We start from the raw sequence: 22,128 nt of genomic DNA on the forward strand, positions 1-22,128 counted from the left end.
AGAAAACAGGCCGCTTCGAAGAGCTATTAATATAGGCGCGCTGGCCGCCTCTGCTTTAGTGCATTGAGTACCTTTGTTCTCAGCATGGAAACCGTCCTTGAACCCGGCCGCGCCGAGAAGAACTACTGGCGCGATCTCTGGCGCTACCGCGAGCTCTTTCAGGTACTCGCCTGGCGTGATGTTTCAGTGCGCTACAAGCAGACGGTCATTGGAGTCCTCTGGGCCATAATCCGGCCATTTCTTACGATGGTCGTTTTCACCGTCATCTTTGGACGGGTTGCGAAATTGCCCAGCGAAGGCTCTGCCCCTTACGCTCTCATGGTGTTCGCCGGGATGCTGCCTTGGACATTCTTTTCCACAGCGTTGAGCGACGCTTCCAACAGCCTAATCAGCAATGCCAATCTCATCAGCAAGGTTTACTTTCCCCGTCTGATCGTGCCCGCGGCCACGATAGTAGTCGCGCTCATCGACTTACTGATCAGCTTCGGGATACTGATCGGCATGCTGATCTGGTATCGGTTTCCTCCGGGTCCACAGATTTTACTTCTGCCGGTGTTCATCCTGATTGCATTCCTCGCCGCGCTCGGTCCCGGTCTCTGGATCACCGCGGCCAATGTGAAGTACCGGGACTTTCGTTACGTGATTCCGTTCATCGTTCAGACTGGACTTTATGTTTCTCCGGTCGGGTTCAGCTCGAGCGTCGTGCCGGAAAAATGGCGTCTGCTCTATTCGCTCAATCCGATGGTTGGCGTAATTGATGGATTTCGGTGGTGCATTCTGGGCGGCCAGAGTCAGATATACTGGCCGGGTTTCAACATCAGTCTGCTCGGCGTTGCATTCTTTCTTTGGCTGGGAGTTCACCAGTTCAGGAAATTGGAAAGAACATTTGCGGACTTGATTTGACTTCGAATGCTACGATCCTGCCGTCTGCGCGCGGATGCTGAGCGATGAAGTGGTGATTAGCGTTGACGGCCTTTCGAAGCGCTACCTCGTCGGCCACGAATCCGACACGCGCGAGGGGTACAATTCACTTCGAGACACCGTGGTCCGGCACGCGCGCAATGCGGGCCGGAAAACGATGGATATGGCGCGCGGGCGTCAGATCATCCAGGGGGATCAGATAGAGGAATTCTGGGCGCTGAGGGGCGTCTCGTTCGACGTGAAGCGCGGAGATGTTGTTGGGATTGTCGGTAGGAACGGTGCCGGCAAGTCAACCCTTCTGAAGATTCTTTCGCGCATCACCGAGCCCACCGAAGGACGCATACGGATCAAGGGTCGTGTGGCGAGCCTGCTCGAAGTAGGCACGGGATTTCACCCGGAGCTCACGGGACGCGAGAATATCTTTCTCAACGGCTCCATCCTCGGCATGACAAAAGCGGAGATCAGGACGAAGTTCGATGAGATAGTAGCCTTCGCCGAGATCGAGAAATTCCTCGATACTCCGGTCAAGCGCTACAGCTCGGGCATGTACGTCCGTCTCGCCTTTGCGGTTGCCGCACACCTCGAGCCGGAAATCCTCATTGTGGATGAGGTTCTGGCGGTGGGCGACACGGAGTTTCAGAGGAAATGCCTCGGCAAAATGAAAGACGTCTCGCTGCACGATGGAAGAACGGTTCTGTTCGTAAGCCATAACATCGCTGCCATCAAATCGCTGTGCCGGAAGGGACTTTACCTCGAGAACGGCAAGGTAAAGAGCTGGGGAACTGTCGATGATGCAGTTACGCTATACGTCAGCGGAGGGATCTCCAATGCTTTTGACGGGACGATACCAAGGGATCTGCTGCGTGATTATTCCACCGGTGAGGCTGAATTGCGAAGAGTGCAGATCGTCGGCACCGGAGGAACTCCGGTTCACGCGATAGTCACGGGTAACCCGCTGGAGGTGCTCGTTCAATGGGAGGTAGTACAGCCGATCGAAGGAATGCTAGAGATAGGCATCATGGATTCGGAAGGACGCCAGATCACGCAGTCATTGTCAACCGACGGAGGTACGCCGCCACTCGACATGAAGCCCGGATGCCACGAGATTGCCTTGCGAATCGATCACACGATCTTCCCTGGGCGGTACTCGCTGCTGGCGGGTATTCACAAAATGGACGGCGGGACCGTGGATTTCGTTGAACGCGCTCTGGACTTTGAGATTCTGAATGCCGGGCGGGACGATCCAAATCACTACCCGTGGAGCGTACGAGGCTATCTTCGACCGGCGCAGCAGTGGGGGCAGGCGATTCCTCACGAGCAATCACAGCAGCGAACACCAACAAGAGCGACGAACGAACCTTGATCGAAAACAAACGCATCTTCGTTACCGGCGGCGCCGGATTCATCGGCTCGACGGTAATCAGCAGCCTGATCGAGCGGAACGACGTCACTGCATTCGACAACCTGACGCGCAACACGCTGAAGGATTTGCCGGCGTTGTTGCATCATCCGAACCTGACCCTCATTGAAGGCGACGTTCTCGATGCCGCGCTGGTGACAAAAGCAATGAAGGGAGCTGACATCGTCGTTCATGCAGCGGGCATCGCGGGGATTGACACGGTCATCAAGAACCCGGTCAATACGATGCGGGTGAACATGCTCGGCACGGCCAACGTGCTCGAGGCGGCGGCGGCGAACGGCGTAAAGGACCGCATCGTGGATTTCTCAACCTCCGAAGTGTTTGGTGCGATGGCCTTCCGGTCATCCGAATCGGATGTCACGGTCGCTGGCTCGGCGGGAGAAGCGCGCTGGACTTACGCGGTCAGCAAGCTTGCAGGCGAGCATCTGGCGCACGCCTACCACGCTCAATACGGCCTGCCGATCGTAACTATACGTCCATTCAACATTTACGGACCCGGCCAGACTGGTGAAGGAGCGCTGCAGACGTTCGTCAAGCGAGCGTTGAAAAACGAGACGATCAGAATCGACGGCGACGGCGCCCAGATTCGCGCCTGGTGCTACATCGACGATTTCGTCGACTGCCTGATGCTATGCATCGAGGATCCGGCCGCAATCGGCCACAGTTTCAACATTGGAAACGCGAGAGCGGTAATCACCATTCTTGGTCTGGCTGAGACAGTTTTGCGTGTCACTCGGTCAGAATCGAACATCGTCTTCGACCCTCCCTTGTCAGCGGACATCGCGATCCGCATCCCGAGCGTCGAGAAGGCATTAAACATCCTTGGATTCAAGGCGAAGGTGGACCTCGAAGAAGGTATTCGTCGCACGGCCGAATTTTTCCGGAATACGGAAGCGCCACGTTCCAGAGCATGATCCGTCTCGCCATTCCCTCCATTGAAGAGGATGACCTGCACGCGGTGCGGGAGGTCTTGGCGTCAGGCATGCTGATTCAGGGCCCTCGCGTGGAAGCGTTTGAGAAGGTTGTGGCGGAACGTGTCGGAGCCACGCATGCCGTGGCGGTGAGCAACTGCACCTGCGCACTACATCTGGCGCTGGCCGCCCTTGACGTGCGGCCGGGCGATCTGTGCGTGGTCACCGCGTATTCGTGGATAACAACTGCCAACGTCATCGAGCTTTGTGGCGCGAGCCCTGTGTTCGTGGACATCGATCCGAAAACTTTTAACATCGATCTGAATCAGCTGGAAAGCGTCCTCAGCGGCCTGATGTTGAGCGCGAATAGCGCTGGCCGGGTGAAGGCGGTGCTTCCGGTGCATACTTTCGGACAGGTTGCCGAGATGAACTCGATAATCGAGCTGTGTGGGCGCTGGAATGTGCCCGTTGTGGAGGATGCCGCCTGCGCGCTCGGGGCTACGCTCGATGGGCGGCAGGCTGGCTCGTGGGGTTCGATGGCGTGTTTCAGTTTTCACCCGCGCAAGGCGATCACCACCGGCGAGGGCGGAATGGTGACGACGAACGACGACGCACTCGCCCGCCGCATCCGTGCATTGCGCAATCACGGCCAGGATCCCAGTTCGACGCAACCGGACTTTGTGATGCCCGGATACAACTATCGCCTCACCGAGTTTCAGGCCGCTCTGGGGCTGACGCAGATGTCAAAACTGGAGCGAATTGTGGACGCCCGGCGCGCAGCGGCCGCGCGCTATGACGCGCTGCTCGAGAGAACCGGTCTGGAGAAACCTTTCGTCATGTCGGGAGCCGGGCATGTGTACCAGTCGTACGTCACTCTCCTGCCAGCGGAGCTGGCGCTCCGTCGAGCGGAAATAATAAAAGCGGCAAAAGAGGCTGGGGTCGAAGGTCAGATCGGCACCATTCACATGCCACTGACGACTTTCTACCGGAAAAAATATGGGCATCAGGAGGGGGAGTTTCCGGTGACCGACGCTGTCGCTGCGCGCACGCTGACTCTGCCGCTATTCGAAGCAATCACGTTCGAGCAGCAGAAATCCGTTGTGGACGTCATCCAGGGCCTTGTCGGCTAGCATGCCCCGCCCGCCTTCGCTCTACCGCTCAGAGGGTTCCGGGTCTCCGGATGACGCGAAGTTTGGCGCCATCGGCAGCAATGTCGTTTTTGAGGCCGGCGTGATGGTGTTTCACAGCGAGAACATCCGGCTGGGCCAGAACATCTATATTGGCCATCAGACGATACTCAAGGCATACTACAAAAACCTGCTCGAGATCGGTGACAATACCTGGATTGGCCAGCAGTGCTTCCTTCACAGTGCAGGCGGCATTGTCATCGGTCGCAACGTAGGGATTGGCCCGGGGGTCAGGATGTTGACCTCTTACCACGGTGAGGAAGGGATCCAGATTCCGATTCTTTTCGGCGCTCTGGAGCTCGCTCCCATTACGATCGAAGACGATTGCGACATTGGAACGGGCGCGATCGTTCTACCTGGCGTTCACCTCGGACAAGGCGTTCAGGTGGGAGCCGGAGCGGTCGTCACGCGTGATGTGGCTGCTTACTCCGTGGTCGCCGGCGTTCCGGCAACGGTCCTGAGGGTTCGCGCCGAGAACGGGCCATCTTCCCCATGATCGCGATCGTCGACTACGACATGGGCAACGTCGCGTCGGTGGCAAATATGCTCAAGCGTGTCGGCGCGCCGGAGTCAGTGCTGACGCGTGATCCTGACGTTCTCCGCCGCGCCGACAAGGTGATTCTCCCTGGCGTGGGTGCCTTCGACAAGGGGATGCGGAACCTCGCCGAATTCGGACTTCTCGAGGCGCTGAACGAGGCCGTAATCGAGCGGCGCGTTCCGATACTCGGCATCTGCCTCGGCATGCACCTCCTCACGAAATCCAGTGAAGAGGGCCAACTGGACGGCCTCGGATGGATCGACGCGCAGACAGTACGTTTCCGTTTTCCTGAAAACTCGGGGCTGAAAGTGCCCCATATCGGCTGGAATTACGTCGAAGCCCGGCGCGGGAATCCCCTCATTCCGGCCGGCAAGGGCAGCCGCTTCTATTTTGTTCACGGGTATTACGTGACGTGCAACCGGGAGGAGGACACGATCGGCATGGCCAGCTACGGCTTCGACTTCGCGTGCGCGGTCAACCACGATAACGTCTTCGGCGTGCAGTTCCACCCGGAGAAGAGTCACCGCTTTGGAATGGCGCTCCTCGATGGCTTCGTCAGGCTTTGAGCGATGGTCCTCAAGCGCATCATGCCGTGCCTCCTTTTCGACGGGAGCGCTCTGGTAAAGACGGTCCGGTTCAAAAATCCGCGGTATGTCGGCGATCCGATCAACGCGATAAAGATCTACAACGAGAAGGAGGTGGACGAGCTTGTAATGCTCGACATCAATGCGTCACGGGAGAAGCGGCGTCCAAAGTTCGACCTCATCCGGGACTGCGCTTCGGAGTGCTTTATGCCTTTTTCGTACGGAGGCGGCGTGGCCTCACTGGACGACTTCGCCCGGCTCTACAAGATTGGTGTCGAGAAGGTGATCGTGAACACCCGGTGCCTTACAGATCCGGGCCTCGTGCGTGAGGCTACCCGCCAATACGGGTCAACAAGTGTCGTCGGGGCGGCGGATTACCGGAAGAGACTCTTCGGTTCGCAACAGGTGTATTCCGCTTCAGGCGCGCGAACCCGGCGAAGCCTGCAGGAGCACTGCCGCTTTCTGGCCGATGACCTTGGCGTTGGAGAGCTTCTGCTCTATTCGGTGGACCGCGATGGCACGTGGAGCGGCTACGACCTGCCCACGATCAGAGAGATTGCGGGGGCGGTGACAGTGCCACTGATTGCGTGCGGGGGAGCTGGTAACGTTGCGCATCTTCGGCAGGTGCTCGACGAGACCGCCGCCAATGCTGCAGCGGTGGGCAGCATGGCCGTCTACCAGAAACAGGGAATGGGGGTGCTCATCAACTTTCCGCAGCGGCAGCTCATCATCGACGAGGATTGACGGTGCAGGAATCCGGAACACTCCAGCAATGCGTGCGCTGTATCTACGACGAGACGATCCCCCGGATATCATTCGGCGAGGACGGGGTATGCAGCTACTGCAGGCAGCACGAGGTGCTTGAGCTGGACTATCCGACGGGCAAGCCTGGACGGGCGATTCTAGAGGCGACCGTCGCCCAGATCAGGCAGGACGGTCGCGGGAAGCCGTACGACGTTGTCATTGGAGTCAGTGGAGGCTGTGACTCCTCGTACATGCTTCATCTCGCGAAGAAGGAGTTCGGGCTTCGCGTTCTCGCCGCGCACTTCGACAACACTTACAACTCGCGCATTGCAGTTGAGAACATCCAGCGGATGCTGGAGGCGCTCGACATCGATCTGTATACCCACGTTGTAGACAATGCCGAACTTCAGCGCATCTACCGGTCGTTCTTTTTGGCCTCCGTCCCTGAGATCGATACACCGACGGATATCGCGCTGGCCGCGGTACACTACATGGCGGCGGCAAAACACGGTGTGAAATGGATATGGGAGGGACATTCGTTCCGAACGGAGGGAATCTCTCCCCCAGGCTGGTTTTATATGGACTCGAAGTATGTCCGGACGATCCACCGCAGGTACGGAGATGGGCGTATCAAGACGCTGCCCGAGCTGGGCCTTATTCGCTGGATGAAGTGGATGGCCGTCGACCGCATAAAAAAATTCAGACCGCTCTACTACCTGGATTACAACAAGGAACGCACCAAGCGCATTCTAAACGAGACCTACGGCTGGCAATGGTATGGTGGCCATCACATGGAGAATCGCACGGCGTACTTCGTCAACAACTATTATCTGCCTCGAAAGTTCGGGATCGACTTGCGCTACGCGGAATTCTCCGCGCTCGTCCGCTCCGGACAGCTCGGCCGGAGCGAGGCTCTTCTGCGAATTGCCGAAGAGAAGACCTTCGACACGGGAATCCTTGCCGAGATCAAACAGCGAGTCGGCTTCTCGGATTCCGAGTGGGAAGACATCATGAGCGCGCCGCTCTCTCACTACACCCAGCATCGCACCTACAAGCAGACTTTCGAGCGGATGCGGCCGGTGTTTTTTACGCTCTACAAATTGGGTTACGTGACGCGGAGCTTCTATCTCAAATACTGTGTCCTCAAGGACACAGCTATGGTCGAAAAGAGAGCGTCGAGATATTCGCTGAATTCACTTGCCGGACCTTCCGTGAATCCGACTGTGGCACGGTGAGCACTTGGCCCTGGCGAGAAGCGCTCGTGCGTCATCATCGTATGTTTTCACTCTTTCAATCATGAGCATGAATGGCGAGTGCAAGCTCTCCCCAATCCGCGAGACAGATTCGGCGGCCTTGTTCAAATGGGTCAATGATCGCTCCACCGTCGTGTACAACACGGGCTACCGTCCGGTGCACGAGCCAAACCATCAGAAATGGCTTGCTGAGATCATTGCGAGCCCCTCAGATCATGTATTCGGTATTCGGACCGCCGAAGGTGCTCTCATTGGCATGTGCCAGCTCAACCGCGTCGACGCCGTGGCCAGGAGCGCCGAGCTTCGGATCAGAATTGGGGAGGACGAACATCGCGGGATGGGATATGGCCGAAGCGCCCTCGTGCAGCTTCTGTCATTCGCGTTCGACGACTTGAACCTGCACCGCGTTTATTTGCAGGTATATGCGACGAATGCTCGTGCCGTGCGCCTCTACGAAAGCGTCGGGTTTCGCCATGAGGCTAGATTGGTGGAAGCGGACTACGTGAACGGCAGCTTTGTCGACGTTATCGGCATGGCAATCCTTGCACGCGACGTGGCGCCAGCGCGTTCCTGACACAAAGTCGATCCCAATTGTGCGAGTTGTCATAACTCAGCCTGACTTCTGGCCATGGCTCGGCTTTTTCGACAAGGTGGCCAAGGCGGACCGATTCATCTTTCTCGATCATGTCGCGAACCGACCGAACGACGGCATCCTGACGAAGCGAGTCAGGATACTTCTTGGCGGCCGGTCACATTGGCTTGGTATACCGCTCTGCAGAGACCGGCAGCGCGAATTCGTCCCTATCGCTGAAATGGTTATCGACAACGAACCAAGGCTGTGTCGAAAACAATTGGAAACGGTCAGGCACGCATACTCGAAACACACAGTCTTCCGTGAAATATTTCCGCTGGTCGAAGCGTATTACCAACTCGGAGGGACATCGATTGCGGACCGAAACATCATGGCGGTGGAATGGGTGTGCGAACGGCTCGGCCTCCGGCTGGAATACACTCGATCGTCAACGATGCAGATTTCAGGTCATTCGAACCAGATGCTACTCAACATTGTCAACCACGTCGATGGAACCGAATACCTGTATGGTGCGGGATCGACTGAGTATCTGGATTTCGAGATGTGGGCGGCGAGCGGAATCAAGCTGGTAGCTCAGGACTTCTCCCATCCGGTCTATGAGCAGGGCGGCAGCTCGGCGTTCACCAGCGGCCTTTCGGTGATCGATGCCCTGATGAATCTCGGATTCAGCGGAGTCCGTGCACTGATGGTTGAATGAAAGCGAACGACAGCGGGCTTGCACGAGGTGTTGCGGCTCCCGTTCCGCTCTTCACCATCAACTATCTCCGTAACCAGCTGAAGTCCGTGCTCGACCTTGGCTACCGCATTCTCACCTGTGATGAGTATTGCCAGCTTCCCGACAAGATGAATGCCGGGCGAGTGGTGGTTCTTCGCGTCGACGTTGACCTTTCGCTGCTGAAGGCGCGCATGGTTCTTGGAGTTTTGCGCGATCTCGGCGTTCCAGCGACATTTTTCATTCGGCTGCATGCTCTGGAGTACAACCCGTTTTCGTTTGAGAACTTTCGGATCCTTCGGCAAATGATCGTGGAAGGGCATGAAGTCGGATACCACTCAGAAGTTTTGGACCAGGCCTTCATCTGGCAGGACGATCCCGAGCGTTGCCTGGTCCGCGATCTTCGGGTAATGGAAGCGATGCTGGAGGTCCGCGTGCGCGGGGCGGCAAGTCACGGCGGCATGACCGGGCTGAACAATCTCGACTTCTGGAACCATCGCAAACCTGCGGACTTTGGGCTTGATTACGAAGGGTACGACCGCGAGCCCTCCTTTAACCTGTTTTGGAACAGTCTTTACGTGTCCGATTCGGAATGGACCCGATGGAAGTCGTATCGCAACGGGCAACTGTTGGACGGTGACCGCCGCTCGATTGAAGAGCACGCAGCCGCCGGCGAGCGCCTCATCTACGCACTCATCCACCCGGATACCTACTTCGTTCATCACCGGTACGAACATGAAGGATAGCCGGAAGGGCTCCCTTCGAGTGGTCATAAGCGGTCACGAAATCTGCGGTTTGATCCACGACCTGACGGAAGAGTTCAGGCGTCGTGGCCATAGCGTCACCTCGGTCGCGATGCCACACCAGTTTTTCTCATACTCGTACGACTACGACCAGTACACGTTTCCGACTTCCTTTCTGTCACGTTGGCTTGGCTTCAACTGCGTCTGGCGGCGGATTATCCAGGCGGTTTGGGAAACCAGCCAGGGTTTGCACAACTCGATCGAGGCTTGGCTGCGGCAGCGCCTGGTCCGAAACGCCGACCTTTATGTTCGCGTCTGGGGCGACATCCCTTTCGACCAGGAAGTCTTCCGCACTATTGAGGACAGCGGCACCCGCGTTGCGACGATGCTGATGGGCTCCGACGTACGGGATTATGACGTCTTCAGGCAGCAATACGGTATTGAGCGCTGGCTCTTCCCGCCAGAGTATCATTCCGTACCGCTCGCGAAAAAGCTGCAAGTTCTACGTACCCACGAGCGCTATGCTGACGCTATCTTTTCGGCGCCCGACCAGATGGGGTTGGCGCTCCGTCCGTACCATCACCTGCAAATCCCGCTTCGCCTCGAAGAGATTGAGTTCCGAGTACCGGGGCGAACCGTACCCAAAGTGGTCCATATTCCCAGCATGCCGCATGTCAAGGGCACCGACGTGATTGAAGACGCGTTGGAAAGACTTCGCACTCAAGGGATCGAATTCGATCTGGTTTCCCTTCGTGATGTCCCTCATGCGGAAGTTCTGGAAGTTCTCGCCGATGCCGACGTCCTTGTCGACGAGCTTATCGGGCATGGTCCCGGTTGGCTTTCGTTCGAAGCAATGGGCAGTGGCTGTGCCGTTGCCACGCGTTATCTGGAAGATTCACCGGCATGCTTTCGCCCCCCCGTTTGGGGCATCGATGAGCATTCCATTGTGCCCCGCCTGCACACTTTGCTGACGGATCGGCGTCTCCGCGTGCAACTTGCCGAGGACGGGCGCCGGTACGTGGAGGCAAACAATGGCATTGAACATGTTGTGGATCAGCTATTGGAAAAGCTCCACGCAGGGCGGGATGCGGCGCCCGATTATGTGCCAACCTATCTGACTGCCGATTATGTGCCGAGAGACGAGGCAGAGGCCGCGGTGATTAACGCCGCAAGCACTTGCGTGGCAGGTGAAACGTGGTATCGCGAGAATGTCGCCGGGAAATCGCACGATGGCCTTGTCTTCTGACACGATTGGAACAATCCGCCTACATCCTGATTCAAACACGGTCGTCACGACCTGTAGTTCGTCGTTCAACCGGGCGGATCCCGTGGAGGAACGCTCGACTCGATTCTTGCCCAGTCCGATCCGCGCTGGGAGGCGATTGTTGTCGACGATGGGTCCCGCTACAAATCTCCAGCGCTGATCTCAGCCTATTCCAAGCGCGATTGGGATAGGAATTTGAGCAGGGGTCGCGCCACGCGCGCCACGACAGGTGGGAGGCGGATGGGGGACATCCGCCCGACGGCTGGCCTCGCGGGCCGTCGCCGGGGTGCCGGGACCGTGCTCAGGGAAAGTCGCGGGCGCGGCGGTGGCGGTGGGTTTTTCTTCAAGTGCAACGCTGGCAGCGCAGATGACGCCTGGCTGCCCTGCGCGCCCTATCAGGCTCTGAGCATGGGATCGGGCTGAGGGAGTTCTACTTCTGAGAAGCCTGTCCGGGCGAAGTCTGCAAGTCGTCCTGCAAGGTCCGTAGCTTGCAATCATTCGGCATTCTATCCGGAGGCTCCGTGGATGAGGATGTAACCTCGATGTCGCGTGAGCAGCTCATGACTGAGGTTCGCAAACTTCGCGCGGGCATTCGAACGCACCGGGACAGTACCGGTCAAGAGCTTTGCTGGCACCATCCGGCATTGTGGGCCCTGCTTCCGGAATCAACTGACCCGCTCCCTGGGGTTCCGGAGTGGCCCGAGTTCCTCCAGGGCTGCCTGCGCTACCGACAATCACTCGACGAACAATTGCCGGACGCGCCGCGTACGGATGAGCGTTATTCAGCGCGGCCCTGACACAGAAAGAAGGCCGGGAGGAATGAAGCGTCTGCTGCTCGCCGGCGGCGGGCACAGCCACATCGAGGTCCTGCGCCGTTTTGCATTGCAGCGCCCCTGCGACACCGAAATAACTGTCGTGACTCCGTCGCCGTTGCTGCTATACACCGGCATGTGGCCAGGCTGGATTGGTGGCCTCTACAAAACCGAAGAATGCGCGATCGACGTGGAACGTCTTGCCGGTGCCGCAAATGCGGACTTTGTAAAGGCGAGCGTGATTGGCATCGACCCTGCGACCAGCACCGTGCTGATCGACGACGATACCCGGCTCGGATACGACTTGTTGTCGCTCGACATCGGTGCAACGCCACCGCGTCAGGACGTTGCCGGGGCCGAACAACACTCCATTCCAGTGAAACCGATCAAGGCGTTTGGCGATTGGTGGGACAAGCTCCTCCGCGAACGCACCGGCCCGATCCGAGTCGGCATCGTCGGCGGCGGGGTTGGAGGCATCGAGCTCGCGCTGGCGATGCATCACCGGCTTGCAGCCACTGACAACGCGTACGGAACCGTGTTCCTGGTTGACAGTGATCGACACATCCTGCCCGAAAAAAATGATCGTGCGAGGCAGTTGATTTCCGAAATCCTCGCAGCGCGCGGGATTGAAGTGCACACGGGCAGCGAGGTCGTGGCAGTGGATCCGCGCGTCCTCCGCCTCGTTGATGGCGCGCGCATTCCCTTCGACCACCTGGTATGGGCGACAGGGGTCGCACCGCCGGCGTGGCTTGCATCATCCGGCATTTCGCTCGACGAGCGAGGCTTCGTCCTCGTCGACGCCACGCTGCGGTCGGTTTCTCATGAGCGCATTTTTGCTGCCGGCGACGTGGCTGGCATGTCGAATTGCGCGCTGCCCAAAGCGGGGGTTTATGCCGTACGGCAGGGACCGGTGCTGGCTGATAATCTGCGCCGTGCGCTGGCTGGCAAGCCGCTCGCTGCGTATCGGCCCCAACGCCATGCGCTGGCACTCATCGGCACCGGCGAGCGTGACGCTGTCGCGGTGCGCGGTGCGTTCGCGCTTCGCGGGAAATGTGTGTGGCGATGGAAGGAATTGATCGACCGTCGCTTCGTGGCCCGCTACAGGTGACACCCATGAGTAGCAACCGAGCCCTGATAACCGTGTCGGCCTTCCCCTGCGGTACAAACATCCGCACATTCCGCCGCTCTTCGATTTCGGGCGAGGCTGTGTGAGCGTAGTCGTCACCTTGATCGGGCTGGTGCTGGTAGTATGGGCGGTCGTGGCGTTCAATCGTCTCGTGCATCTCCGAAATCAGGTACGCACCGCGTGGGCCGACATCGACGTTCAGCTGAAGCACCGGCACGATCTCGTGCCTCAGCTGGTGGCCGCAGTGCAAGGGTACGCGGGACACGAGCGTGGCGTACTTACAGCGGTAACCGAGCTTCGTGCGCAGGCCATTTCGCTGACGAGTCCCGCGAAACTCGGCGAGGTCGAGTCTTCTCTCGAACAGGCGCTGACCCGGCTGTTTGCGCTGAAGGAGGCTTACCCCGACCTCAAGGCGAACGAAAACTTTCTTCAGCTTCAGCGCGACCTGGTCGAGGTCGAGGATCATCTCCAGTATGCACGACGCTTTTACAACGGCGCCGTGCGCGACAACAACACTGCGATTCAGCGGTTTCCGGGGGTTCTGATCGCACGCGCTGGGGGATTCGCAGAAACCGAGTTCTTCAGTGCCCGGGATGACGAACGCGCGTCGGTGCCAGTGGTGCTGTCATGATAAGAATTCTGGCATTCCTCGTTATGTGGCCAGTGATGCAGCTGGCCGGCCAGGAGCACATTGTTTCGTACGATAGCCGTGTCGACATCAGGCGTGACGGCAGCCTCGACGTTACTGAAAAGATCGTAGTGGTTGCCGCGGGGCAACAGATTCGGCGCGGCATTTATCGTGATTTCCCCACCCGGTACCGTGATCGCTTCGGAAATCAGGTCAAAGTCGATCTCGAGGTAATCGGCGTCGAACGAAACGGAAAACAGGAGCCCTGGTTCACCGAGCGGATGAGTAACGGAGTGCGCATCAATACCGGCAACGATGACTTCCTCACCGTCCCGGCCCAATACACCTATACGTTGCGGTACCGGACCACGCGGCAGCTTGGCTTTTTCGCGAAGCACGACGAGCTCTACTGGAACGCGATTGGTACCAGCTGGGTCTTTCCGATCGATAGCGGCACGGTCGAAGTCCGGTTGCCCGAGGCGGTTCCGGTGGAGCGCGTGACCGCGGAAGCTTACACTGGAGCGCAGGGGGCAAGGGGAAGTGCTTATGTCGCCGAAGTCGCGGCGCCCGGTATGGCGCGATACCGTCTCACTGCGCCGCTCCCGCCAAACGAAGGATTTACCGTCGTCCTGACTTTTCCAAAAGGCATCGTTTCCGCACCAGGTGACGCGGAGCGAGCGCAGTCATTCCTGCGCGACAACAGGGGGGTGCTGGTCGCGTTCGCGGGCCTTCTGGTGTTACTGGCGTACATGTGGCGCGAATGGAGCCGCGTCGGACGCGACCCGCGGAAGGGGATCGTCATCGCTCGATACGAGCCGCGGCCGGGTCAAACACCGGCCGGTCTGAGGTTCATGCAGCGCATGGGTTACGACATGCGTTGTTTCAGCGCGGATGTACTTGCTCTCGCGGTCGCCGGCTACATCGGAATCAACCGCGACGAGAAGTTCCTTAAGGATGAGTGGCGGCTCGATCGCGGAGCATCTGCATCGCCGCCCACGCCGGAGCCGACACAGCTCGCATTGCTGCAGAAATTGTTTTCCGCCGACCGCGAGAGTGTAGTTCTCAAGAACAAGAACGCCGCTATCCTCTCCAAGGTGCGCGATGCGCATTCAAAATCGTTGCGCGGCGAATTCGATCCCCGATACTTCAAGGTCAATGGTGGAAAAGTGGGGATCGCGATTGTCATTGCGGTTGTGACCGGTGGTCTTGCGTTCATCGGCTCTGGCGGGTACGGGATTCCCGCAATAATAGTGGCGGTCGTATTGATGCTGATCAGCGTGAGCATCTTTGCGAGGCTCGTGCGCGCTCCAACCGCCGAGGGCAGGGAGCTGCTCGACGAGATAGAGGGGCTCAAGCTGTACATGAAGGTGGCCGAGCGTGACGAGCTTTCGCAGATGCGGGGTCCGGATGAGCCTTCGCTCGATGCAAAGCGCTACGAGACCATGCTGCCATTTGCCGTTGCCCTGGAAGTTGAAGACGCCTGGACCGACAAATTCACACAGGCCGTGGGTGAGGCGGTAGCGGCTACAACCGCCAACAGCATGACATGGTACAGTGGTCGGGGACCGATATCCAACCTCGGCGATTTCAGCAACGCAATCGGATCCAGTCTAAGTTCTCAGATATCCTCTGCGTCGACGCCGCCTGGCGGCAGCTCGGGGTCGGGAGGCGGGGGGTCGTCAGGAGGCGGCGGAGGGGGTGGCGGTGGCGGCGGACGTTAAAGGGAAACATGAACTTCGATTCGATGCGTTTGTGGCGGTGGCTGTGAACGCCAGAGGAAAACATGAACTTCGATCTCAATGCTTCACTGGAAGTGCTCGCGCGTACTCCCCCCGCCCTTCACGCATTGTTGAGCGGACTTGAAACACGATGGACGCTGCCAAACGAAGGCGCCGATACGTTCAGCCCGTTTGACGTCGTCGGGCACCTCATTGACGGCGAAGAAACCGACTGGATTACTCGCGCGCGGATTGTTCTGGCAAAAGGCCCCGACATAACCTTCGAACGTTACGACCGCTTTCGTCATCGCGAACGGAACGCAGGCCGGTCGCTGGACTCGCTCCTCGATGAGTTTTCAAGGCTTCGCACGGCGAATCTTGCGCTGGTGCAGTCGTGGCAATTGCAACAGGCAGATCTCGATCTTCCTGGCCTGCATCCCGTGCTCGGCAGCGTAATCCTCAGTCAGTTGTTCGCGGCGTGGGTCGTTCACGATCTCGGGCACATCGCGCAAATATCGCGCGTGATGGCCAAGCAGTATCGGGATGCTACAGGCCCGTGGGAGCGTTTTCTACCAGTTCTGACCGACCACGAACAGCCTCGGTCCTAACTGGCCCCTCGCCGCCCATCCACGCATTTTCCTCCACCTTCACCAGCGAGTTGATCTGACCTCGGCCTTCGATCGCCTATCCGAAGACCTTGCCGGCCAATACCGCCTCGAGCGTGAAATCGGCGCGGGCGGCATGGCTACCGTTTATCTCGCGACCGACCTCCGTCATGAGCGGCAGGTCGCTGTTAAAGTGCTACGCCCGGATCTGTCGGCTTCCATCGGGAGCGAACGCTTCTTTCAGGAAATCCGCATCGCGGCGCGCCTCGGGCATCCGCATATCGTGCCGCTGCTCGATTCCGGCGCTGTGGGCGCCGAACGCGCGACTCTTTATTACGTCATGCCGTACATCACCGGCGAGTCGTTGCGACAACGGCTTGCGCGTGAAGGCGAGCTGCCGGTGCCGGACGCGGTTCGCATCATGCGCGACGTGGCCGATGCGCTGGCGCACGCGCATGATCACGGGGTGGTGCACCGCGACATCAAGCCGGAGAACATCCTGCTCAGCGGCCGGCATGCACTGGTTACTGACTTCGGCGTCGCGAAAGCGGTGAGCGATGCCGCAGGCCGCAGCCGGGTGACCACCGCTGGCGTGGCGCTCGGCACGCCGGCGTACATGGCGCCGGAGCAGGCAGTTGCCGATCCTCATGTGGATCACCGCGCCGATGTCTACGCCCTCGGAGTGGTCGGCTACGAGATGGTGGCGGGCGAACCGCCATTCACTGGCGTGACGCCGCAGCAGGTGCTGGCCGCGCACGTGACCGAGCTTCCGCGGCACGTCACGGCGCGACGCCAGGGTGTACCGGCGGCTCTGGCCGACGCGATCATGCGTTGTCTCGAGAAAAAAGCCGCCGACCGATGGCAGACAGCCGGCGCGCTGCTGACGCAGCTCGAGCTGGTCCAGACGCCCACCGGCGGCAGCACGCCCACCGACACGCGGCCGTACCCGGCGGTCAGCGCGAATGCCCACCGGCGTTGGACTGTGGCGGCGGTCGCTGCTGCCCTTATCGTCGTCGTCGCGGCATTGGGCATCTGGGGCGGCCGCTCGTTCTCCAGCCGGTCGTCAGCAGTGAGCCTGCGCGACCGCACCCAGCTCACCTTCACTGGCCGCATCCAGACGCCGTCGATCTCGCCCGACGGCAAGCAGCTCGCATACGTCACCAAGGAGTGCACGGAAACCACCTGCGCCTACGCCGTGGACGTGCAGGACATCGGCGGGGCGGCAAGCCGGCGCGTGCTGGAGGCCGCAGCGTCGGCATACTTCATAGAATGGAGTCCCGACCGGCGGCACCTGCTAGTAACCGGGACTATTGGCCGCCGGTGGGGAACCCACCTCGTTGCCCTGCTGGGAGGTCAACCCCGCTGGGTGGGAACGGGCGGCAGCTTCGGCGGCGGCGCGACGTTCTTTGCGGGTGGTGATTCGCTGTTGCTAATGCCGTCGACGGGGATCGACAGCGTCCAGTGGATTCGGGTGACGACGCTGGCGGGCGCGGTACACGACAGCATACGTATTGAGACAGAAGGGTCGCGGTCCGCTGGCATCGCGGCTGTGCCCGGCACGCAGTGGATCATCCTGTCGCTGGTGAAGTCATCGCTCCTGCAGCAGCGGATCATCGATCGGCAGGGCCGGGAGGTTGGACGCATCACCGGACCTTCAGGGCCCGTCCGGACGAGCGGCGACGCGCTGTGGCAGAGCGGCGCGCGTGACGCGATCGCGCTGTGGCAGAGCGGCGCGGGTGAAGCGGTCAGAGCCATCACGCGAACCCCGCTCGATCCTAGCTCAGGCCGCCTGGGCTCGCGCACCGATACCGTCTACGCCGGCCGTTTCACAAGCTTCTCGGTGACCGCCGACGGAGGCGCGCTGGTGGTGGACGACGGCGCGTACCAGCACAGCGTTTATGCACTGGAAATGTCGGATGTGCTCGCTGGCCGGTTTCCCGACAGCCGCCGGCTCGCGCGCGCGTCCACTCCTATCTGGGCTCACCTTTCACCCGACGGTAGCCGGGCCCTGCTCTGGCGTACCGTGCCTGCCACTTCTGGCGCCACAGAATTTCGCTGGTCCCTTCGGTTATTTGAGGGCGCGACCGAGTCTCCGCTGAGCCTTCCGGCGGGCACCCACCGCGCCTTCTGGGAGGACCCGGCAACCCTCGCGATATCGGTGCTTGACGGAACTGGACGCAGCCTGTCGCTTCTGGATATTGAAACCGGGAGGCGCCGGCACGAGTTCGCTGTTGATTCCATTGCCTGGGACTTTGAACCCCTTCCCGGCGGAGGGTGGATGTGGATCCCGGATGGCGGACAAACCGTCCAGATCCATGCAGCGGGGCAGACGCGTACCGTTCCGAAGCCCCCGTGGTACGATGTCATCACGGAGGTGAGTGCCTCCCCGCGCGGCCGCGCAGCGCTCAAGGGATGGAACGTCGCAACCTCCGACAGTATGCGCCTGAGCGAGATCTCGCTCACTGACGGTGCCGTAATTCCCTGGGCGACAGAGTTCGTAGACGACGGCCGCTTCAGGGTGCTCGCCGACGGATCGATGTTTTTTCTCGCCTGGGAGGCGGCGTCGACGGCGGTTCTCTATCACGTCACAGCTCCGGGCGTGCAGCGGCGGCTGGGTGTCGTGCCTCGCCCCATCACCGGCCTCTCGGTCTCCGACGATCTCAAGCGCGCGGTGGTATTCACGGAGGACTACTTCGGCGACGCCTGGATAAGCCGGGTGACCGGGCGGTGAGGCCCCCCAATTACAAACTTTTGAACCGATCGAACGGCTGGTGACACCCATTACAGAAATGAATCGCCTTGCACGCGGTCGAGCCGAACTCACTCCGCTCCTCGGTATTCGCTGATCCGCAGTACGGACACTCGGCCGCCGGCCTCGCCCGCCGCAGTGTTACCAGCTCGGCGATCCCCCCCCGCGATGCTTCAACCGCACCCGGCGGAGCAATCCCGTAGTCCTTCAACTTTTGTTTAGTTGCATCGGTCAGCCAATCCGTAGTCCACGACGGCAAGAAAGTCGTTCGCACCCGCACGTCCCCGAACCCATGCGCATTTAGCGTCGTGACAATGTCACGCTCGATCACCTCCATCGCCGGACATCCCGAATAGGTCGGCGTCACGTCAACCCTTACGCCGTTTTCGTCGAACACGACATCGCGCACGATACCAAGCTCGACAATGTCGATCACCGGAAGCTCGGGATCCTTGACCTCGGTGAGAATCTCCATAATGGACTCGCGCGTCGCGGTGCGCTGCATCACCGTTCCGCCCCTGCGCGTCCCCTCATCACCACTCCGCACCGGGATGCGATCTCGCCACGATCTGCATCTCACTCAACATGTGACCGAGGTACTCGGTGTGACGTCCCTTGCGGCCGCCGCCAATCATTGCCGAGTCGGCGGGGACGGCGAGCGTCGCGCGAGTCACGACATCCGTCACAACGCTATCCCACTTTGGCTTGATTGCACGAAGATCGGATCCGACACCGCCGGCGAGCATCTCTTCATCGATCGCATCCGCGCCGAACATCTCAGGTGTGAATCGCCATATATCATCGAGCGCCTTCTGCGCGCGGGCATGACTCTCCTCTGTACCGTCGCCCATCCGCAACATCCACTCGCTGCTGTGACGCACGTGGTACCTCGCTTCCTTGAATCCCTTCGCGGCAATACCCGCCAGCTCCGCGTGTGAGCTCTGCTGAAGCTGCTCGAGCACATGATAACTGTACGCATCGAACAGGAACTGCCGCACGATCGTGTACGCGTAATCGCCGTTCGGAAGCTCAACAAGCTGCAGGTTCCGGAAATCCACCGCCTCGCGGAAGTATGCCAGCGCATCCTCATCCCGCCCCTTGCCCTCGACTTCGCCGGCGAGCTTCAGCATCAGCGTCGCCTGGCCTATCAGGTCGAGCGAGATATTTGCAAGCGCAATGTCTTCCTCGAGGATCGGCCCATGCCCGCACCACTCGGAGAGCCGGTGTCCCAGCACGAGCCGGTCATCCGCGAGACGCAGCAGGTACTCGAATAACGAGTCGCTCAAAATCCTTTCAGGCCGCGCGGAATCTTGTAGAACTGCGGATGACGATAAATCTTGTCCGCCCCCGGGTCGAACAACGGGCCGGCGTCTTCACTCTTCGACGCCACTATCTCGTTCGACGGAACTACCCATAGACTGACCACTCCACCACGCCTCGCATACACATCGCGCGCGTTCTGCAGCGCCGTCTCCGCGTCCGACGCATGCACGCTCCCCGCGTGCTCATGCGGAACCCCGCCGGTCTTCTGAGTGAAAACCTCCCACAACGGCCACTGGCTTCCACCGCTCGGCGCTGAAGCGTGGTCGCTCTGCGCGATAGTGTCGGACACCGGGCTCGCTCCATTCGCTGCATTCGACTCGCCCGGAGCGACGCCAATTAACGGCGTTTCTCCCTTACCGTCCCTCGCCTCTGCCATGAGCGCCGACTACGCCGCGCTCGCCTGCGCCGCACGCTCGTGCTTAGCCGCGTACGCCTCAGCGGCTTCACGCACCCACCGCCCGTTTTCGTGCGCATCCCGCCGCGCCTGCAACCGCTCGCGATTGCACGGACCGTTACCCTTAACCACCGCCCAAAACTCGTCCCAGTCGATCGCGCCGAAATCGTAATGCTCGGTTTCGGGATTGTATTTCAGATCGGGATCGGGGAGCGTCAGCCCCACAGCCTCTGCCTGCGGCACGGTTAGATCGATGAACCGCTGTCGCAACTCGTCGTTCGTCTTCCGCTTAACGCGCCATTTGATCAACTCGGCGGTATTCGGCGAATCCTTATCGCTGGGCCCGAGCATCTGGAGCGACGGCCACCACCACCGGTTCACTGCGTCCTGAGCCATCGCCTTCTGCGCCGGAGTGCCACGGGCAAGGGTGGCAATGATCTCATAGCCCTGCTTCTTGTGGAAATTCTCTTCCTTGCAAATCCGGATCATCGCCCTCGCGTACGGACCATATGAGGCCTTGGCGAGCACCGTTTGATTCACGATCGCCGCACCGTCCACGAACCAGCCGATCACGCCCATGTCAGCCCACGACAACGTCGGGTAATTAAAGATGCTCGAATACTTCGCTTTCCCCGAAAGAAGCTGATCGACGAGCTCCGAACGATCGACTCCCAGCGTCTCGGCGCCGCAGTAGATATAGAGGCCATGACCCGCTTCATCCTGCACCTTGGCGATGAGCGACATCTTCCGTTTGAGCGAAGGCGCGCGGGTAATCCAGTTGCCCTCGGGCAGCATGCCGACTATTTCGGAATGCGCGTGCTGCGACATCATCCGGATAAGCTGGGTGCGGTAGCGGTCGGGCATCCAGTCTTTCGGTTCGATTGTCTCGCCTGCGTCAATGCGAGCCTCGAAGGCGCGATTGAGTGCTTCCTCGCTGGGGCTGGGTAACTGCTGGTTCATTGGTATTTCCTCGAAGCAGGACGGCAATTGGCGATGCGGATTTAAACGTATTGGAGCCGACTGCTGAAAGTTACCCCGCTATCTTGTCCACGGATCGGGTTTCCGCGTTTTCCCAGGCTCTGCTCAACGACTTTCCTTACGCACACCATGAACACTGACCAACAGCTGACAGTTGAAGCGGGCCGAGTGAGCTCCGAAACAACAAATGGGGTTGCGACGATTACTTTCTCGCATCCGAAGAGCAACTCCATGCCGGGAGTCACACTGGCCGAGCTGGCGCGGGTAATTAGTGTTGCGGGCGACGATCCGGATGCGCGAGTGATATTGCTTCAAAGCGAAGGCACCGGTGCTTTCTGCGCCGGGGCGTCGTTCGCGGAGCTCCAGGCGCTCGCAGGGCCCGAGGATGGTCGCCGGTTCTTCATGGGATTTGCGAATCTGATCATCGCGATGATTCGCTGCCCGCGCTTCATCGTGACACGAGTGCATGGAAAAGCGGTTGGCGGCGGCGTTGGAATCGTGGCAGCGTCGGACTACGCGATTGCCGCTGAAGGCGCATCGATCAGACTTAGCGAGCTCGCGGTGGGTCTTGGACCGTTCATCATCGGGCCCAGCATCGAGAAGAAAATTGGCATGGGTGCATTCAGCGCGATGGCGATAGACGCCGACTGGCGGGACGCAGCCTGGGCGCACGGACATGGATTGTACGCAGAGTTACAACCCGATGTCGAGTCGCTCGATGCGGCCGTCATGAAGCGGGTGGAGATGCTTCGATCGAGTAATCCCGAGGCAATGGCGCAGCTTAAACGAGTGCTCTGGGAAGGAACCGAAAACTGGGTTGATCTCCTGGCGACGAGAGCGGCGACGAGCGGGGCGCTGGCGATGTCTGACTTCACCAGCAGGGCCGTCGGGCGACGGAGCGGGTGAGCACCGCGTGCAGACCGCGC

The 22,128-nt window shown here is 59.9% G+C and carries 22 protein-coding genes; 18 read left to right on the forward strand and 4 right to left on the reverse strand.

What is annotated here, in order from left to right; genetic code table 11:
- The first annotated feature begins 84 nt into the window (after positions 1–84).
- The 17 genes from WKF55_13585 to WKF55_13665 all read left to right on the forward strand — a co-directional run bounded on the left by WKF55_13585 (position 85) and on the right by WKF55_13665 (position 18,489).
- The gene (locus WKF55_13585) at positions 85–903 is read left to right on the forward strand and encodes an ABC transporter permease (GenBank protein ID MEJ7760610.1); all 819 of its coding nucleotides are present in this window, start codon (positions 85–87) and stop codon (positions 901–903) included.
- Positions 904–937: 34 nt separating this feature from the next.
- A complete protein-coding gene (locus tag WKF55_13590) occupies positions 938–2,284 on the forward strand; it encodes an ABC transporter ATP-binding protein (protein MEJ7760611.1) in 1,347 nt (448 codons plus the stop codon).
- The gene (locus WKF55_13595; GenBank protein ID MEJ7760612.1) at positions 2,281–3,255 is read left to right on the forward strand and encodes an NAD-dependent epimerase/dehydratase family protein; all 975 of its coding nucleotides are present in this window, start codon (positions 2,281–2,283) and stop codon (positions 3,253–3,255) included. Before WKF55_13590 ends, WKF55_13595 begins: the two co-directional genes overlap by 4 nt.
- Positions 3,252–4,382: a DegT/DnrJ/EryC1/StrS family aminotransferase gene (locus WKF55_13600; protein MEJ7760613.1), complete on the forward strand. Its 1,131-nt coding sequence runs from the start codon at positions 3,252–3,254 to the stop codon at positions 4,380–4,382. The genes WKF55_13595 and WKF55_13600 overlap by 4 nt, the downstream gene beginning before the upstream one ends.
- A 1-nt stretch (position 4,383) precedes the next feature.
- Positions 4,384–4,935 carry an acyltransferase gene (locus WKF55_13605; protein MEJ7760614.1) on the forward strand — a complete coding sequence of 184 codons (552 nt, stop codon included), beginning with the start codon at positions 4,384–4,386 and terminating at the stop codon, positions 4,933–4,935.
- Positions 4,932–5,543, forward strand: coding sequence for an imidazole glycerol phosphate synthase subunit HisH (gene hisH, locus WKF55_13610; protein MEJ7760615.1), 612 nt, complete (start codon positions 4,932–4,934; stop codon positions 5,541–5,543). Before WKF55_13605 ends, hisH begins: the two co-directional genes overlap by 4 nt.
- Positions 5,544–5,546: 3 nt before the next feature.
- Complete coding sequence (locus WKF55_13615) at positions 5,547–6,305, forward strand: AglZ/HisF2 family acetamidino modification protein (protein MEJ7760616.1); 759 nt, start codon at positions 5,547–5,549, stop codon at positions 6,303–6,305.
- Positions 6,306–6,307: 2 nt separating this feature from the next.
- On the forward strand, positions 6,308–7,540 hold the full coding sequence (locus WKF55_13620; protein MEJ7760617.1) for an N-acetyl sugar amidotransferase: 1,233 nt from the start codon (positions 6,308–6,310) through the stop codon (positions 7,538–7,540).
- 61 nt (positions 7,541–7,601) lie between these two features.
- The gene (locus WKF55_13625) at positions 7,602–8,132 is read left to right on the forward strand and encodes a GNAT family protein (GenBank protein ID MEJ7760618.1); all 531 of its coding nucleotides are present in this window, start codon (positions 7,602–7,604) and stop codon (positions 8,130–8,132) included.
- Between the two features lie 19 nt (positions 8,133–8,151).
- Positions 8,152–8,847, forward strand: a complete 696-nt coding sequence (locus WKF55_13630) for a WbqC family protein (GenBank protein MEJ7760619.1) — start codon at positions 8,152–8,154, stop codon at positions 8,845–8,847.
- A complete protein-coding gene (locus tag WKF55_13635) occupies positions 8,844–9,608 on the forward strand; it encodes a hypothetical protein (protein ID MEJ7760620.1) in 765 nt (254 codons plus the stop codon). Before WKF55_13630 ends, WKF55_13635 begins: the two co-directional genes overlap by 4 nt.
- Positions 9,598–10,851, forward strand: a complete 1,254-nt coding sequence (locus tag WKF55_13640) for a glycosyltransferase (GenBank protein ID MEJ7760621.1) — start codon at positions 9,598–9,600, stop codon at positions 10,849–10,851. Before WKF55_13635 ends, WKF55_13640 begins: the two co-directional genes overlap by 11 nt.
- An 837-nt stretch (positions 10,852–11,688) precedes the next feature.
- A complete protein-coding gene (locus WKF55_13645) occupies positions 11,689–12,789 on the forward strand; it encodes an FAD-dependent oxidoreductase (protein MEJ7760622.1) in 1,101 nt (366 codons plus the stop codon).
- A 100-nt stretch (positions 12,790–12,889) separates the two neighbouring features.
- Positions 12,890–13,438 carry a LemA family protein gene (locus tag WKF55_13650; GenBank protein ID MEJ7760623.1) on the forward strand — a complete coding sequence of 183 codons (549 nt, stop codon included), beginning with the start codon at positions 12,890–12,892 and terminating at the stop codon, positions 13,436–13,438.
- On the forward strand, positions 13,435–15,156 hold the full coding sequence (locus tag WKF55_13655; GenBank protein MEJ7760624.1) for a DUF2207 domain-containing protein: 1,722 nt from the start codon (positions 13,435–13,437) through the stop codon (positions 15,154–15,156). The genes WKF55_13650 and WKF55_13655 overlap by 4 nt, the downstream gene beginning before the upstream one ends.
- 62 nt (positions 15,157–15,218) lie before the next feature.
- Positions 15,219–15,761 carry a DinB family protein gene (locus WKF55_13660; protein MEJ7760625.1) on the forward strand — a complete coding sequence of 181 codons (543 nt, stop codon included), beginning with the start codon at positions 15,219–15,221 and terminating at the stop codon, positions 15,759–15,761.
- A 55-nt stretch (positions 15,762–15,816) separates the two neighbouring features.
- A complete protein-coding gene (locus tag WKF55_13665; GenBank protein MEJ7760626.1) occupies positions 15,817–18,489 on the forward strand; it encodes a protein kinase in 2,673 nt (890 codons plus the stop codon).
- A 10-nt stretch (positions 18,490–18,499) separates the two neighbouring features.
- Here WKF55_13665 and paaD read toward each other — a convergent pair whose 3' ends face one another.
- The 4 genes from paaD to paaA form a co-directional block, all read right to left on the reverse strand.
- Positions 18,500–19,012 carry a 1,2-phenylacetyl-CoA epoxidase subunit PaaD gene (paaD, locus tag WKF55_13670; protein MEJ7760627.1) on the reverse strand — a complete coding sequence of 171 codons (513 nt, stop codon included), beginning with the start codon at positions 19,010–19,012 and terminating at the stop codon, positions 18,500–18,502.
- A 28-nt stretch (positions 19,013–19,040) separates the two neighbouring features.
- Positions 19,041–19,793 (reverse strand): 1,2-phenylacetyl-CoA epoxidase subunit PaaC, encoded by a 753-nt coding sequence (gene paaC, locus WKF55_13675; protein ID MEJ7760628.1) that lies wholly within the window; start codon positions 19,791–19,793, stop codon positions 19,041–19,043.
- Positions 19,790–20,107 (reverse strand): 1,2-phenylacetyl-CoA epoxidase subunit PaaB, encoded by a 318-nt coding sequence (gene paaB, locus WKF55_13680; protein MEJ7760629.1) that lies wholly within the window; start codon positions 20,105–20,107, stop codon positions 19,790–19,792. Before paaB ends, paaC begins: the two co-directional genes overlap by 4 nt.
- A 108-nt stretch (positions 20,108–20,215) precedes the next feature.
- Positions 20,216–21,184, reverse strand: coding sequence for a 1,2-phenylacetyl-CoA epoxidase subunit PaaA (gene paaA / locus WKF55_13685; GenBank protein ID MEJ7760630.1), 969 nt, complete (start codon positions 21,182–21,184; stop codon positions 20,216–20,218).
- 147 nt (positions 21,185–21,331) lie between these two features.
- Here paaA and WKF55_13690 point away from each other — a divergent pair, with 147 nt between their 5' ends.
- A complete protein-coding gene (locus WKF55_13690) occupies positions 21,332–22,108 on the forward strand; it encodes an enoyl-CoA hydratase/isomerase family protein (GenBank protein MEJ7760631.1) in 777 nt (258 codons plus the stop codon).
- Positions 22,109–22,128: the final 20 nt, after the last annotated feature.

The sequence above is a fragment of the Gemmatimonadaceae bacterium genome, assembly GCA_037721215.1.
Lineage (GTDB): Bacteria > Gemmatimonadota > Gemmatimonadetes > Gemmatimonadales > Gemmatimonadaceae > UBA4720.

Bases quoted from the DNA above. Each gene is read 5' to 3' on its own strand.
- WKF55_13585 (MEJ7760610.1), top strand. From the start codon at position 85: ATGGAAACCGTCCTTGAACCCGGCCGCGCCGAGAAGAACTACTGGCGC.
- WKF55_13590 (MEJ7760611.1), top strand. From the start codon at position 938: ATGCTGAGCGATGAAGTGGTGATTAGCGTTGACGGCCTTTCGAAGCGC.
- WKF55_13600 (MEJ7760613.1), top strand. From the start codon at position 3,252: ATGATCCGTCTCGCCATTCCCTCCATTGAAGAGGATGACCTGCACGCG.
- WKF55_13605 (MEJ7760614.1), top strand. From the start codon at position 4,384: ATGCCCCGCCCGCCTTCGCTCTACCGCTCAGAGGGTTCCGGGTCTCCG.
- hisH (MEJ7760615.1), top strand. From the start codon at position 4,932: ATGATCGCGATCGTCGACTACGACATGGGCAACGTCGCGTCGGTGGCA.
- WKF55_13615 (MEJ7760616.1), top strand. From the start codon at position 5,547: ATGGTCCTCAAGCGCATCATGCCGTGCCTCCTTTTCGACGGGAGCGCT.
- WKF55_13625 (MEJ7760618.1), top strand. From the start codon at position 7,602: ATGAGCATGAATGGCGAGTGCAAGCTCTCCCCAATCCGCGAGACAGAT.
- WKF55_13635 (MEJ7760620.1), top strand. From the start codon at position 8,844: ATGAAAGCGAACGACAGCGGGCTTGCACGAGGTGTTGCGGCTCCCGTT.
- WKF55_13640 (MEJ7760621.1), top strand. From the start codon at position 9,598: ATGAAGGATAGCCGGAAGGGCTCCCTTCGAGTGGTCATAAGCGGTCAC.
- WKF55_13645 (MEJ7760622.1), top strand. From the start codon at position 11,689: ATGAAGCGTCTGCTGCTCGCCGGCGGCGGGCACAGCCACATCGAGGTC.
- WKF55_13655 (MEJ7760624.1), top strand. From the start codon at position 13,435: ATGATAAGAATTCTGGCATTCCTCGTTATGTGGCCAGTGATGCAGCTG.
- WKF55_13660 (MEJ7760625.1), top strand. From the start codon at position 15,219: ATGAACTTCGATCTCAATGCTTCACTGGAAGTGCTCGCGCGTACTCCC.
- paaD (MEJ7760627.1), bottom strand. From the start codon at position 19,012: ATGCAGCGCACCGCGACGCGCGAGTCCATTATGGAGATTCTCACCGAG.
- paaA (MEJ7760630.1), bottom strand. From the start codon at position 21,184: ATGAACCAGCAGTTACCCAGCCCCAGCGAGGAAGCACTCAATCGCGCC.
- WKF55_13690 (MEJ7760631.1), top strand. From the start codon at position 21,332: ATGAACACTGACCAACAGCTGACAGTTGAAGCGGGCCGAGTGAGCTCC.